This window comes from Streptomyces sp. NPDC055254 (assembly GCF_053606025.1).
Map to the genome: position 1 here is coordinate 1 of NZ_JBSGQV010000027.1, position 13536 is coordinate 13536.

At 73.7% G+C, this 13536-nt stretch carries 15 protein-coding genes; 6 read left to right on the plus strand and 9 right to left on the minus strand.

The features are described 5' to 3' along the window. Positions 1–59: 59 nt before the first annotated feature. From def to ACWFQ8_RS23200, 8 genes are all read right to left on the minus strand, one after another. Entirely contained in the window at positions 60–704 is a 645-nt protein-coding gene (def, locus tag ACWFQ8_RS23165; RefSeq protein ID WP_453788161.1) for a peptide deformylase, read from the minus strand. A 73-nt stretch (positions 705–777) separates the two neighbouring features. Further along, on the minus strand, positions 778–1779 hold the full coding sequence (locus ACWFQ8_RS23170) for a tetratricopeptide repeat protein (protein WP_384535936.1): 1002 nt from the start codon (positions 1777–1779) through the stop codon (positions 778–780). 105 nt (positions 1780–1884) lie between these two features. Then, positions 1885–3174: an HD-GYP domain-containing protein gene (locus ACWFQ8_RS23175; RefSeq protein WP_453788162.1), complete on the minus strand. Its 1290-nt coding sequence runs from the start codon at positions 3172–3174 to the stop codon at positions 1885–1887. After that, entirely contained in the window at positions 3171–4688 is a 1518-nt protein-coding gene (locus ACWFQ8_RS23180; RefSeq protein WP_453788163.1) for an HD-GYP domain-containing protein, read from the minus strand. The genes ACWFQ8_RS23175 and ACWFQ8_RS23180 overlap by 4 nt, the downstream gene beginning before the upstream one ends. 191 nt (positions 4689–4879) lie before the next feature. Next, positions 4880–5185 carry a mycothiol system anti-sigma-R factor gene (gene rsrA, locus ACWFQ8_RS23185; protein WP_384535928.1) on the minus strand — a complete coding sequence of 102 codons (306 nt, stop codon included), beginning with the start codon at positions 5183–5185 and terminating at the stop codon, positions 4880–4882. Then, positions 5182–5826: a sigma-70 family RNA polymerase sigma factor gene (locus ACWFQ8_RS23190; protein ID WP_030709911.1), complete on the minus strand. Its 645-nt coding sequence runs from the start codon at positions 5824–5826 to the stop codon at positions 5182–5184. The genes rsrA and ACWFQ8_RS23190 overlap by 4 nt, the downstream gene beginning before the upstream one ends. 399 nt (positions 5827–6225) lie before the next feature. Beyond that, on the minus strand, positions 6226–6888 hold the full coding sequence (locus tag ACWFQ8_RS23195; protein ID WP_453788164.1) for an alpha/beta hydrolase family protein: 663 nt from the start codon (positions 6886–6888) through the stop codon (positions 6226–6228). 78 nt (positions 6889–6966) lie between these two features. Next, positions 6967–7785, minus strand: a complete 819-nt coding sequence (locus tag ACWFQ8_RS23200) for an SOS response-associated peptidase (protein ID WP_453788165.1) — start codon at positions 7783–7785, stop codon at positions 6967–6969. A 53-nt stretch (positions 7786–7838) separates the two neighbouring features. On the opposite strand from ACWFQ8_RS23200, the gene ACWFQ8_RS23205 reads away from it, so the two are divergent. The 4 genes from ACWFQ8_RS23205 (at position 7839) to ACWFQ8_RS23220 (ending at position 11446) form a co-directional block, all read left to right on the plus strand. Then, positions 7839–8552 carry a M50 family metallopeptidase gene (locus ACWFQ8_RS23205; protein WP_453788166.1) on the plus strand — a complete coding sequence of 238 codons (714 nt, stop codon included), beginning with the start codon at positions 7839–7841 and terminating at the stop codon, positions 8550–8552. 53 nt (positions 8553–8605) lie between these two features. Next, positions 8606–9967, plus strand: a complete 1362-nt coding sequence (gene aroA / locus ACWFQ8_RS23210; RefSeq protein WP_453788167.1) for a 3-phosphoshikimate 1-carboxyvinyltransferase — start codon at positions 8606–8608, stop codon at positions 9965–9967. A gap of 8 nt (positions 9968–9975) precedes the next feature. After that, positions 9976–10986: a ribosome small subunit-dependent GTPase A gene (rsgA, locus tag ACWFQ8_RS23215; protein ID WP_453788168.1), complete on the plus strand. Its 1011-nt coding sequence runs from the start codon at positions 9976–9978 to the stop codon at positions 10984–10986. 136 nt (positions 10987–11122) lie between these two features. Next, positions 11123–11446: a DMT family transporter gene (locus tag ACWFQ8_RS23220; RefSeq protein ID WP_453788169.1), complete on the plus strand. Its 324-nt coding sequence runs from the start codon at positions 11123–11125 to the stop codon at positions 11444–11446. On the opposite strand, the gene ACWFQ8_RS23225 is transcribed toward ACWFQ8_RS23220, so the two are convergent. Further along, positions 11412–11945: a TetR/AcrR family transcriptional regulator gene (locus ACWFQ8_RS23225; protein ID WP_453788223.1), complete on the minus strand. Its 534-nt coding sequence runs from the start codon at positions 11943–11945 to the stop codon at positions 11412–11414. The genes ACWFQ8_RS23220 and ACWFQ8_RS23225 overlap by 35 nt on opposite strands. 123 nt (positions 11946–12068) lie before the next feature. Between ACWFQ8_RS23225 and hisN the strand changes: the two genes are divergently transcribed. Next, positions 12069–12872 carry a histidinol-phosphatase gene (gene hisN / locus ACWFQ8_RS23230; RefSeq protein WP_453788170.1) on the plus strand — a complete coding sequence of 268 codons (804 nt, stop codon included), beginning with the start codon at positions 12069–12071 and terminating at the stop codon, positions 12870–12872. 166 nt (positions 12873–13038) lie between these two features. Then, positions 13039–13431, plus strand: coding sequence for a CBS domain-containing protein (locus ACWFQ8_RS23235; RefSeq protein ID WP_453788171.1), 393 nt, complete (start codon positions 13039–13041; stop codon positions 13429–13431). Positions 13432–13536 lie beyond the last annotated feature (105 nt).

Here is a 13536-nt window from a genome sequence, read left to right on the forward strand (position 1 = left end):
GACGAGGCCCCGCTCCGGTTCCGGAGCGGGGCCTCGTCCGTGCGGGCGCGTCGCCGCGGTCAGTCGTTCGGGACGGTCTCGTAGCGCGGGGTGCCCTCTTCCATCTGCCGCAGGGCGTCCTTGCGGTCCCGCTTCGAGAGCCGGTCGATGTACAGGTAGCCGTACAGGTGGTCGGTCTCGTGCTGGAGGCAGCGCGCGAAGTAGCCGGTGCCGCGGACCTTGATCGGGTTGCCCTGCGCGTCCTGGCCGGTGACCTCGGCGTAGTCCGGTCGGGCCAGCGAGGCGTAAGCGGTCGGGACCGACAGGCAGCCCTCGTTGGAGTCGTCCAGCACCCGCGCGACGGCCGGCAGCTCCACGAGCTTCGGGTTGACCACGACGCCGGTGTGCCGCTTGCCGTCGTCGTCCGGGCAGTCGTAGACGAAGACCTTGGCGTCGACGCCGATCTGGTTCGCGGCCAGGCCCACGCCCTCCGCCGCCTTCTGGCTGGCGAACATGTCGTCGATCAGCTGCGCCAGCTCGTCGCCGAACTCGGTGACGTCCTTGCACTCCCGGTGCAGGACCGGGTTGCCGACGACCGTGATGGGGCGGGCCGTGCCGCGCTCGCGGTGGGCGAGCTCGCGCTCCGCACAGTCCTCGGTGTCCACGACGTACCCGTCGTTCGGGACCTCCGCCACACCGACACCGTCGTTCTCCTGCTGCGCCATGTCCGCCGTACGCCTTCCGTAAGTCCCAGTCACCGATGGCCACCGATGTGCCCGTACAGCCTACGGCCCCGGCTCAGCAGACTTCTTCGAGATCCCGCCACTCCCGGCTGTCCGGGCTGTCGGCGACCCAGCCGTCGAGCAGCCCGCGCACCAGGCCGGCCGGCGCCGCGATGCCGCACTCCCGCTCGGGCACCCACAGCGAACCGGAACCGGCCGTGCGGTGCCCCAGCGGTCCGGGGTGCCCCGGCTCACTGTGGTCGTGCGGGTCCAGGTGCTCCCCGTCGCCCTCGTCGCTCGGCATCTCGCTCTCGGAGCAGGTCCGGCACAGCAGCCGCACCGACGAGGACCAGTCCTCGGCGGCGAAGCCGGCGTCCGAGGCCAGCTGCTCCAGGGCGTCGCGGTCGGCCTCGGTGGCCGCCTCCAGCAGGACGACCCAGGTGGGCACGGGCGAGGGCGCCCACAGCTCGATCTCGTCGAAGACCGGGTACGAGGGCCCGGCCGCGGTGACCCGCTCGCCGTGCGGCACCCCGTCGTGGAGCACGACCTCGCCCCAGCGCCGCCCCGAGGAGGGCAGCGGGATCGACAGGACCTCCATGCGCGCCGGGTCGAGCCTGCGGCCCCAGACCACCTCGGCCTCGCCCTCGGGCGACAGCCGTACGGCCGCGCTCCCGAGCTCCATCCCGACCGGTTCGCCGTTGCCCTTGCCGCCCGCGCCGTGCTGGTCCCCGGGCACCTTGAGTCCGTACGCCTGCCAGGCGCGCCGGGCCAGCGGCCAGTCCTGGAGCGCGGTGGCGGCGATGCCGACGTTCCACCAGTCCGGGGCTCCGGTCTCCCGGTCCAGCAGGGCCACGGCGCGCAGCCCGGCGGCCCGGGCCTGCTCCCAGTCGTGCCGGAACTTGTGCAGCAGCGCCAGGTTGAACCAGGACTCGGACAGCCAGGGCTCCAGGTCGGCGGCTCTGGTCAGGAGCGCGCCCGCGTCCTCGTACCGCCCGTCGCCGATCAGCGTGAACGCGCGGTCGGTGGCCTGCCGCCACGAGGCGGAGGGCCGATGCCGTACCTTCCCGAAGATCCTCACGATTCCCGCCTGCCGGTCCTACGGTGCAGCCTTGCGGACACTGTCTCGGTCCCTCTTACTGGCATCCAACCATGCCCACTCGGACGGCCGCTCATTACCCATGGGTTACCCAGGTAGGGCGGGAACAACTCTGTCACGTCCGCCCCTGGCCAGAACCCTCGCCAAGGACTCCACCACCTCGGGCTGGTAGTCCTGCCCGGTGCCCAGGCGCAGCTGCTCCAGGACGGCCAGTGAGCCACCCGGGTGAGGGCGTGCGCCCAGCAGGTCGTCGTACGCGTTCACGGCCCGCACGATGCGGGAGGCGACGGGCTGCTCCCGGTACGGGTCCGCCTGCCGCTCCACGACCACCGCCACCTCGGGGGGCACCCCGGTCTGCCGGGCCACCTCCCCGCCGAGCGCCGCGATCCGCCGGGCCTCCTCGGCGGGCAGCTCGGCGGTCGCCCCCGCCGGGACCGGGTCGACGAGGGAGAGCTGCCCGATGTCGTGCATCAGGGCCGCGTACTCCAGCACCGCGAGCTCCCGCTCCGACAGGCCCAGCTCCCGGCCGACGGCGCAGCTCAGGGCGGCGACCCGGCGTGCGTGGCCGGGCGGGGTGCAGCCGGCGATCTCGGTGGCGCGGGCCAGGGAGGTGATGGTCTGGCGGTAGGTGGTGCGGATGGCGGTGATCCGGTGGAAGGACAGCTGTGTCAGCAGCAGGGGCACGCTGAAGACCGGCAGGGCCCACGGGCCGGCGACGGCCGCGCCCAGGGCCATCACGATGCCGGTGGCGCAGATCGCCGAGCCGATGCCGATCTGGGAGCGCAGCTCGTCGCGGAGCAGGGGCCCGTACGGCCAGCCGGTCCGGGTCCGGGCCAGGGCGGCGGCGAGAACGGCGTCGCACAGGGCGGTGAGGCCGAGCAGGAAGAGCAGGAAGAGGACGAGGTACGGGCCCTGGCCGACGCGTTCCGCCAGCCGGCCGGAGTTGTACAGCGGCTGGAAGCAGACGGCGGCGAAGGCGACGGTGAGGACCCGGCGGGCGACGTGGTCGACGGCGGGGCCCCGGCCCCGGGCCACGTGCGGGACGACGCCGACGAGCGCGGCCGCGACGACGACCGCGACGATCTGGAGCACCCCGTGGTGGGTGGGCTGCCCGGCGTTCTGGCCGAGCAGGGCGTAGGCGAGGGCTCCGGCGGAGCCGAGCGGCGCGGGCCGGCGGTCCTCGGCCGGCGCGCAGCCGGCGGCCTCGGCCCGGTGGCCCGCGCGATGGTCGCGGCGGGCGAGCTCGCCCACGGCGATCAGGGTGCCGAAGATCAGGGCGGTGCCCGGTTCGACGAGGCCGTTCCACAGCGTGTGGCCGAGGGCCGTGAGGGTGAGCAGCGCGGCCGCCCCGCGCACCGCCCGCGCGCCCGCCGTCATCCGCCCGCCCCCGGTCCGCGCCGGCCGGCGTCGCCCCGTCCGGCGGGAGCGCCGCCGGCCGGACGGGAGCCCTGCCCCGGCAGGGCGCCCAGCGGCGGGACCGCGGGACCGCCCCGGGCGGAGGCGGCCGGGACCTCGGCGGGGGCCGGGTCCGCCGGCGGAGCGGGAGTCACCGGCGGACTGCTCCTGATCACCTGGAGGTCCTCGTCGGAGGTGACCACCGGATGCCACCCGTGGCGCCCGAGGGCCCCGGCCAGGGCCCGCACCATCGCCGGGTCGAACTGCGCCCCCGCGCACCGCTCCAGCTCGGCCAGCGCGGTGGGCACGGGCCGGGCACGGCTGTAGCAGCGGGTCGAGGTCATCGCGTCGAAGGCGTCGGCCACCGCCACCACCCGGGCGAGCACCGGGATCTGCTCGCCGACCAGCCCGTACGGGTAACCGGAGCCGTCGATCCGCTCGTGGTGGTGCAGGATCGCCGACCGCGCCTCCCCCAGGAACCCGATGCCGCGCACCATCTCGTGCCCGTACTCGGGGTGCAGTTCGATGACGCGGCGCTCCTCGGGGGTGAGCGGCCCGTCCTTGCGCAGCAACCGGGTGGGGACGCCGAGCTTGCCGACGTCGTGCAGGATCCCGGCGATGCGGACGACTTCGAGCCGGTCCTCGGCCATACCGAGCTCGCGGGCGATCATCGCGGAGGCCTGCCCGACCCGTTCGCTGTGGCCGCGCGTGTAGCGGTCCTTGATGTCGACGGCCTGGACGAGGGCGCGGACGGTGGCCCGGTGGGCGGCGCGCTCGCGGTGGTACTGGGCGAAGACCCAGCAGGAGATGTACATCGGCAGCAGCACGAGCAGGACGGCCGGCAGGCCGTACGGGCTGCGCCACATGACCGCCATCATCAGGCCGGCCAGGCCGTGCACGCAGTGCGGGACGAGGGAGCGGATGAGCAGTCCGCGCCGGGCGGTGGCGGCGGGACGGCGCTCGGCGGCGGCCAGCACGCCCCCGTCGAGAGCGGTGAGCACCAGGCAGAACACGGCGGCCGCGACGGCCGCGGGGAGCATCGCGTACGGCAAGTCGGCCACTTGGAGCGGCGACCCGGAGCCCCCGGGCGGTCCCCCGCCGAGCGCCTCGGGGCCGCGCAGCAGCCCGTACGCCCGTCCGGCCGCCCAGGCGGCCGTCGCCTGCTGCGCGGCGTGCCACACGCGGCGCACCCCCGCGGGCCGCTGGACCACGGCGCCCGCGAACCCGCCGGGCAGCGCCACGAGCGCGGCGGCGGCGGGCGGCAGCAGGAAGACGGCGGCGAGCACCACGGGGAAGAAGGAGCCGATGCCCTCGGGCACCCGACCGCCCACCAGCGGGCAGATCCTGACGAGTTCGCAGCCGAGGTAGAGCGCGCCGAGCAGGGCCACGGCCGGCCAGGGCGTGGCCGGGTCCGTGAGCGCGGGTGTGACGCATGCCAGGGCGGCCAGGACGACGCACAGGATGTATCCGCGCGCCGCCGGCGGAAGTTCCCGCATGGCGCCCTCCTCCCCTGTGCCGTGCGCGCGGGGTACCGAATCGGGCCGGTACCGAATGGGGAGGATAAGTGGGGTCCCGGGCGCGGCGGGGCACATTTTCCGATTGCGCCATGCGGACGCCCCCGGATTAGCACCTTCGGGTGAACGAAGTGCTCTTCCGGGGGCGATTGTTCAAAGCCGCACCGACCGCGTCAGCCGGCGGCCGGATTCTCCGCGGTGATGTCGTGGTCGGGCACGGCCTGCCCCGACCTGATCAGTTCGATCCGGCCCATCACCTTCGACCGCAGGTCGGCCGGCACGTCGTCCGATCCGCAGCAGCGCTTCACCAGCTTCTTGACGGCCTGCTCCAGGCCGTACTTCTCCAGGCAGGGGTTGCACTCGCCGAAGTGGGTCTCGAACTTAGTGCAGTCACTGTCCGGCATCTCGTGGTCGAGGAACTCGTAAAGATGGTCCAGGACCTCAGCGCACTCCGTCTCGTGCGGCTCTCCGCAACTCATGAGCCCGAGCCTTTCCGGTCGTTCGACTCTCCCGCGCCGGCGGGGACGAGCCCGCGCTCACGGGCATAGTCCTCCAGCATTCCGCGGAGTTGACGGCGGCCACGGTGCAGTCGCGACATGACCGTACCGATGGGTGTACCCATGATGTCCGCGATCTCCTTGTACGCAAAGCCCTCTACGTCGGCAAGATAGACCGCGATGCGGAACTCCTCCGGAATGGCCTGAAGGGCTTCCTTCACATCCGAATCGGGCAGGTGGTCGAGCGCCTGCGACTCGGCGGACCGCAATCCGGTCGACATGTGCGACTCGGCGCGCGCCAGCTGCCAGTCCTCGATCTCCTCCGCGGCGCTGCGCTGGGGTTCGCGCTGCTTCTTGCGGTAGGAGTTGATGAAGGTGTTGGTCAGGATGCGGTACAGCCACGCCTTCAGGTTGGTGCCCTCGCGGAACTGGTGGAAGGACGCGTACGCCTTCGCGTACGTCTCCTGGACCAGGTCCTCGGCGTCGGCCGGGTTGCGCGTCATGCGCAGCGCGGCCGAGTACATCTGGTCGAGGTAGCCGAGGGCGTCCCGCTCGAAGCGCGCATTGCGCTCCGGGGTCGTCTCCTCCGCGTGGCCTTCGTCGGTCCCAGCGACAGGACCCACCTCCTCCGACTGCGTGGCGACTCCGAGAGCGGACCCGCTCGCATTGGAGAATAGTCGACCCTCCCGGCCCTCCGCCGCCCGGAGCGAGCCGCCCTTTGGCCCGGGCAGGACCGTCCAGTCCAGGTCAGCGGCCTGCGGACGGTTCTGGCTGATGACCTGGGTCATGCGCTCGCTCTCCTCCGACGATTTCCCGTGCGTACCGACATCCGGGACAACAGAAGGGCCCCGCGCCGCATTCCCCGCCGGGCCCCGGGATTTCGCCCCTTTCCGGGGCGGTACGGGCCGTTCGGGGGGCCGGGTGAGCTCCGTCACCGCCGGATCCGCCGCGGAGTCCGTCAGGTTCCTGCTGGCGGGTCCCGGGCGTACGGCCGTCCGGTGGTGTGCCGCCGGGCCGGCCGGTCAGCCGGCGAGCCGCGCGGAGAGCCGCTCCAGCCACTGCGCCACGGCGGCGGTGATCACCGCGAGGGTCTCCTCCTGGGTCGTCCCCGCCTTCTTCGGGACCGCGAAGCCGTGGTCGCCGTACGCCACCTCCACCAGCTCGTACGGGTCCTGCGGGTCCGGCGGCGGGAACTCCCCCGGGTGCCCGAACGGGTCCCGGGCGCCCTGGACCACGAGCGTGGGCCGGCCCGTGCCGGTGAGCTCCCCGGCGCGGGACTTCTCCGGGCGGCCCGGCGGGTGCAGTGGGAACGCCAGGGCGAGCACCCCGGCCGCGTCCAGTTCCGCGGCCGTCCGGCAGGCCACCCGGGCCCCGGCGCTGCGGCCGCCCGCGACGACCGGCAGGCCCGGTTCCGTGAGCACCGGCCACAGCCCCCGCCATCCTTCGTCGAGCACCTTGGGGGCGGCGGCGACCTTCTTCCCGGCGACCCTCCAGGGCTGCTCGACCAACGCCACGGTGATCCCGCGGGCGGGCAGGGCGGCGGCCAGCGCCTGGAGGTCCCGAGCCTCGATGCCGCCGCCCGCGCCGTGGCCGAGGGCGAGGACGAGCCCGGCCCGGCGGGCCGGATGCCAGGTGACGCGGGCCTCGCCCGCCGGGGTGTCGACACTCTCGGTACGCGTGGTCATGGCCCCATCCTGCCGCGTGCCGCGGCACGGCCCGTGGACCGCGCCCGCGGACCGCGCGGTCGGAAGCCGGCCGTGCGGTCAGAAGAGCGTCTCCTCCTCCGGGGCCGCCAGCTCCGTCAGCAGCTCCGCGCCGTTGTTGCGCACGCTGCTCACCGCGGTGGACACCGGGTAGGCGCGCATCAGCCCGTTCGGCGGCGGCGCGAGCAGCTCCCGCAGCGAGCCCTCGGTGTCGGTGTCGGCCGGGTCCAGCCAGGCGTCCCAGCGGTCGGGGGTCAGCATGAGCGGCATCCGGGGGTGGATGTCGGAGAGCGAGCGCGGCCCCTCGGCCGGCGCCGTGCCCAGCGGCCCGGTCTCCGCCTCCGTGGTGATCACCGAGCAGGTCGCCCACCAGGCGCGCGGGTGCTCGTCGGGCAGGGTGCGGTCGCGCCAGAACTCGTAGATCCCGGCCATGGCGAAGACCCCGCCGTCGGCGGGGAGCACGAAGTAGGGCTGCTTGCGGGCCCGCTTCTTCTTGCCCTCGACCTCCAGCTGCCGCTCGTCGTGGGCCGTGACCCACTCGTAGTAGCCGTCGGCGGGGACGATGCAGCGGCGCTGGGCGAAGGGGCGCCGGAAGGACGGCTTCTCGGCGAGGGTCTCGGCCCGGGCGTTGATCATCCGCGCCGCCCCGTCGGGGTTCTGGGCCCAGGAGGGCACGAGGCCCCATTTCAGGACGCGCAGCTGGCGAACCGGGCGGCGGTCCCCGGCGTCCTTCACGGGACGGTCGAGGACGACGTGGACCTCCTTCGTCGGCGCCACGTTCCAATCGGGGGCCATGGTCTCCTCCGGCTCCCATTTCTCGACGCCGAAAGCCTCCACGAGGTCCTCGGGTCCACGACTCGCCGCATACCTTCCGCACATGGCTGCCACACTGCCATGGCATCCGACCACCACCGCAAGGAGCCCGTCACTTCATGGACCTCAGCACCACGGCCGGCCTGTGGGACCGGCTCACGGGTATACAGGCGGCGCCCGACCTGTGGCTGGTCGTCGCGACCGGGCTGGCCGCACTGGCCGCCGTGGGTCCGCGCCCGCTGTGGCGGCTGTCGCGCAACGCGATCACCATCGCGCACGAGGGCGGCCACGGCCTGCTCGCGCTGCTGACCGGGCGCCGCCTCGACGGCATACGGCTGCACTCGGACACCAGCGGGGTCACCGTCAGCCGCGGCCGGCCGACCGGGCTCGGCATGATCCTCACCGCGGCCGGCGGGTACACGGCGCCGTCCCTGCTCGGTCTCGGCGGCGCGGCCCTGCTGTCCGCGCACCGGATCACCCTGCTGCTGTGGGCGGCCACCGCCCTGCTGGTGGCCATGCTGGTGATGATCCGGAACGCGTACGGGGCCCTGACCGTGGTGCTGACCGGCGGAACGTTCGTGCTGGTCTCCTGGCTGGCCCCGGCCGATGTTCAGGCCGCCTTCGCGTACGCGGTGGTGTGGTTCCTGCTGCTGGGCGGGGTCCGGCCGGTCTTCGAACTCGGCGCCAAGCGCCGGCACGGAGGGGCGCCGGATTCCGACGCCGACCAGCTGGGGCGGCTCACCCACCTCCATCCGGTGGTGTGGCTGGTCTTCTTCCACATCGTCGCGCTCTCCTCGCTCATCGGCGGCGGCCGCTGGCTTCTCGCCCTCTGAGACCGCCGGGCGATCAAGATCCGGCACCGGAGGAAGCCACTAAAGTGGGGGCCATGACCGAGACCCCCGCGCTCCCCGCCCTCTGGCCCGCTCCGCTCGCCGACGGGACCGTCCACGCCACCGTCACGGTCCCCGGGTCCAAATCGGTCACCAACCGCGCCCTCGTACTGGCCGCGCTCGCCTCCGAGCCGGGCTGGGTGCGCCGGCCCCTGCGTTCGCGCGACTCCCGGCTGATGTCCGACGCGCTGCGCGCGATGGGCGTCGGCATCGAGGAGACCGTCTCCTCCAGCTCGGCGGGCTCCACCGGTCACACGGTCGGCGGCGAGGCCTGGCGGATCATCCCCGCCGCCCTGCACGGCCCGGCCACCGTTGACGTCGGCAACGCGGGCACGGTCATGCGCTTCCTGCCGCCCGTCGCCACCCTCGCCTCCGGCGACATCCGCTTCGACGGCGACCCGCGCTCCTACGAGCGTCCGCTCGGCGAGGTCATCAACGCCCTGCGGGTCCTCGGCGCCCGGATCGACGACGACGGCCGGGGCGCGCTGCCGCTGACCGTGCAGGGCGGCGGGGCCCTGGAGGGCGGCACGGTCGAGATCGACGCCACCAACTCCTCCCAGTTCGTCTCCGCCCTGCTGCTCTCCGCCCCCCGTTTCAACCAGGGCGTCGAGGTCCGGCACGTGGGCAGCAACCTGCCGTCGATGCCGCACATCCGGATGACCGTGGAGATGCTCCGCGCGGCGGGCGCCCAGGTGGACACCCCCGAGGCGGGCGGCGAGAAGAACGTGTGGCGGGTCGCGCCCGGCGCGCTGCTCGGCCGCGACCTGGTCGTGGAGCCGGACCTGTCCAACGCCCAGCCCTTCCTGGCGGCGGCCCTGATCACCGGCGGGACGGTCACCGTCCCGGACTGGCCGCGCCGCACCACGCAGCCCGGGGACGCGCTGCGCCGGATCTTCACCGAGATGGGCGGTTCCTGCGAGCTGACCGAAGACGGTCTGGTCTTCACCGGCACCGGCAAGATCCACGGCATCGACGTGGACCTGGGCGAGGTCGGCGAGCTCACCCCGGGCATCGCCGCCGTGGCGGCGCTGGCCGATTCCGAGTCCGTCCTGCGCGGGGTCCAGCACCTGCGGCTGCACGAGACGGACCGGCTGGCCGCGCTGACCCGGGAGATCAACGCGCTCGGCGGCGACGTCACCGAGACGGCGGACGGCCTGCACATCCGGCCGCGCCCGCTGCACGGCGGCACCTTCCACACGTACGACGACCACCGGATGGCCACCGCCGGCGCGGTGATCGGCCTGGCCGTGGAGGGTGTCCTCATCGAGAACGTGGCGACCACCGCGAAGACCCTGCCGGACTTCCCGCGGATGTGGGCGGACATGCTCGGTCATGCGCCGCGAGGAGCGGGAGCGTAGGGCCCGTCATGCGCAGGTACGGCAAGAACACCGACGAGGACGACATCCGCCAGCGGCCCAACCCCAAGGGCAACCGGCCCCGGACGAACATCCGGCCCAAGCACGAGGACGCCTCGGAGGGCTTCGTCCTGACCGTGGACCGGGGCTGGCTCACCTGCCTGGTCGGGGATCGCGCGGTCCACGCGATGAAGTCCCGGGAGCTGGGCCGCAAGGCGGCGGTGGTCGGCGACCGGGTGTGGATCGTGGGCGACCTCTCCGGCAAGAAGGACACCCTCGCCCGGATCGTCCGGATCGAGGAACGCAGGTCCGTCCTGCGGCGCACGGCCGACGACGACGACCCGTACGAGCGCGTCGTCGTCGCCAACGCCGACCAGCTGGCCATCGTGACGGCCCTGGCCGATCCGGAGCCGCGGCCCCGCATGATCGACCGCTGCCTGGTGGCGGCGTACGACGCCGGGCTGGAGCCGCTGCTCGTGCTCACCAAGTCCGACCTGACCTCGGCCGACAAGATCCTGGAGATCTACTCGACGCTCGGGGTGAACTACGTGGTGACCAACCGCGAGGAACTGGCCACGGGTGACGCGGCCGACCGGGTCCGGGAGCGGCTGAACGGCCGGATCACGGCCTTCGTCGGCCATTCGGGCGTCGGCAAGACGACCCTGGTGAACTCGCTGGTCGCCGAGGGCCGCCAGCGCGCCACCGGGCACGTCAACGCCGTCACGGGTCGCGGCCGGCACACCACCACCTCGGCGCTCGCGCTGCCGCTGCCCTCCGGCGACGGCTGGGTCATCGACACCCCGGGCGTGCGTTCCTTCGGCCTGCACCACGTGGATCCGTCCCGGGTGATCCTCGCCTTCCCGGACCTGGTGCCGGGGACGGAGGAGTGCCCCCGCGCGTGCAGCCACGACGAGCCGGACTGCGCGCTCGACGCGTGGGTGGAGAGTGGGCACGCGGACCCGGCGCGGCTGTACTCGCTGCGGCGGCTGCTGGAGGCGCGGGAGCGCCGCGAAGGGGACTGAGCCGGTGGCGCCGTGCGCCGGGTTTGCGGGAGGCCTCCTGTGGTGAATGGATAGTCGCACCGAGTGGCGCGCAGGCTCGGGCCCGGACTGCGGCCCCGAGCCCGACCGCGGCACGTGACGCGGGGAGGCATTCGACATGGCCTGGCTGCTGGTCGTGGTCGCCGGACTGCTGGAGACCGGTTTCGCGGTCTGCCTCAAGCTGTCGCACGGGTTCACCCGGCTGTGGCCCACGGTCGCCTTCGCGTGCTTCGCGCTCGGCAGCTTCGGCCTGCTGACCCTCGCCCTCAAGAAGCTGGACGTGGGCCCCGCCTACGCGGTGTGGACGGGCATCGGCGCGGCCGGGACGGCGATCTACGGCATGGTCTTCCTGGGCGACCTGGTCTCCACGCTCAAACTCGTCTCGATCTCGCTGGTCATCCTGGGCGTCATCGGGCTGCAGCTCTCCGGCTCGGCGCAGTGAGCAGTCCGAGCAGTTCCCCCGGCTCCTCCTCCGGGGCGACCACGTAGGACAGCGCGAGCCGTACGACGAGCTCGCAGCGGGCTCCGCCCTCCACCGGCGCGAGCGCGGCGGCCGCCCGGTCGCGGACGGCGCGGGTCAGCTCACCGGGCCCCGGAGCCCGGCCCGCGGCGGGCAGCCCGGCGTCCCAGCACCCGGTGAGCAGCGCCCGTACGAGGGGATGCGCGCGGGCCGCCCATACGGTCCACTCGGCGACGGCCGCGAGCCGCTCGGGGCCCTGCGCCGGGGTGGACAGGGCCCGGTCCACGCCGTCGAGGTAGCGGTCGGCCGCGCGCCGGACCAGGGCGCGGCCGAGCCCCGCCTTGCCGCCGAACTCGTTGTAGAGGGTCTGCCGGGACACTCCCGCGGCGGCCGCCACGTCGACCATCCGCACCGACGGCCAGGGGCGCGCCGACAGCGCCGCTCCCGCGGCTTCCAGCAGGGAATCCCGGGCTGCCGGCATCATCGCCTCCCACGGGGCCGTGTCACGGGCTTTCGCTGGGCTTCCCCGTCAGAGTTGACGGGCCGACAGATGCTGTCAAGGGCGCGTCCCCGGGCGCCGGGGCGGCCGCGATACTGTTCGGCCATGTCCGAGTATGACGATGACCTGCGCCTTGCCCTCGAACTCGCCGACGCGGCGGACGCCGCCACGATGGAGCGGTTCCGTGCCCTCGACCTGTTGGTCGAGACGAAGCCGGACATGACCCCGGTGAGCGAGGCCGACCGGGCCGCGGAGGAGGTCGTCCGGGCGGGCATCGCCGCGGCGCGGCCCGACGACGCCGTCCTGGGCGAGGAGTACGGCCTGCGGGGCAGCGGTCCGCGCCGCTGGGTCGTGGACCCGATCGACGGTACGAAGAACTACGTGCGCGGGGTCCCCGTGTGGGCCACGCTGATCTCCCTGATGGCCGAGGGCGCCGACGGCGTCTTCCGCCCCGTGGTCGGTGTGGTGTCCGCGCCGGCGCTGGGCCGCCGCTGGTGGGCGGCGCAGGGCGGGGGCGCGTTCACGGGCGGTGCGCTCGGGGAGACCACCGCGATCGCTGTGTCGAAGGTGGGCGCCCTGAACGACGCCTCGTTCGCGTACTCCTCGCTCAGCGGCTGGGAGGAGCAGGGCCGGCTCCCGGGCTTCCTGGACCTCACCCGGGCGTGCTGGCGGACGCGCGGATACGGCGACTTCTGGCCGTACATGATGGTCGCGGAGGGCTCGCTGGACCTGTGCGCGGAGCCGGAGCTCAACCTGTGGGACATGGCGGCCCTCGCGGTCGTCGTCGAGGAGGCCGGCGGCCGCTTCACCGGCCTGGACGGCGTGGACGGGGTGCACGGCGGGAACGCGGCGGCGTCGAACGGGCTGCTGCACGAGGAGATGCTGGACCTGCTGCGGCCGCGCGCCTGAGCCCCCGCACGCGGGTATCGCGCCCAGCGCGCGCCCTTGTTGACCCCGCGGAGCCGTGGGAATCTGAGGGTCCCCCCGCTTGTGCACTTGTGAAGCTTTTCTCCAGCGCGCTTCCGCGACCGCACCCACCCGAGCGGGGTGACTCACCCAGGAGGTGGCTCCCTTCATGCTCGTCCGCGACGCAATGAGCACCGTGATCCTCACCCTCGGACCCGCGCACACCCTCCGGCAGGCGGCCTGCCTGATGTCCGGCCGCCGGGTCGGCGCGGCCGTCGTCCTCGACCCCGACCGCAGCGCGATCGGCATCCTGACCGAGCGCGACATACTCAACTCGATCGGCGCGGGCCACGATCCCGACCAGGAGTCGGTGGGCGCGCACACCACCAACAACGTGGTGTTCTGCACACCGGAGGCCACGGTCCAGGAGGCCGCCGAGGCCATGGTCCACGGCGGCTTCCGGCACCTGATCGTGCTGGAGGACGGCGGCCCGGTGGGCATCGTGTCCGTGCGCGACGTCATCCGCTGCTGGGTGCCGTCGCGCCGCGCGGTCTCCGCGTAACGGGCGCCCGTACGCGAACGGCCGCCGGGCCGGGTCACCCGGGGTTCCGGCCGGCGGCCCCCGACGTGAAAAAGCCCGGAGGCGCCGCGGGGCGGGGACCAGGGG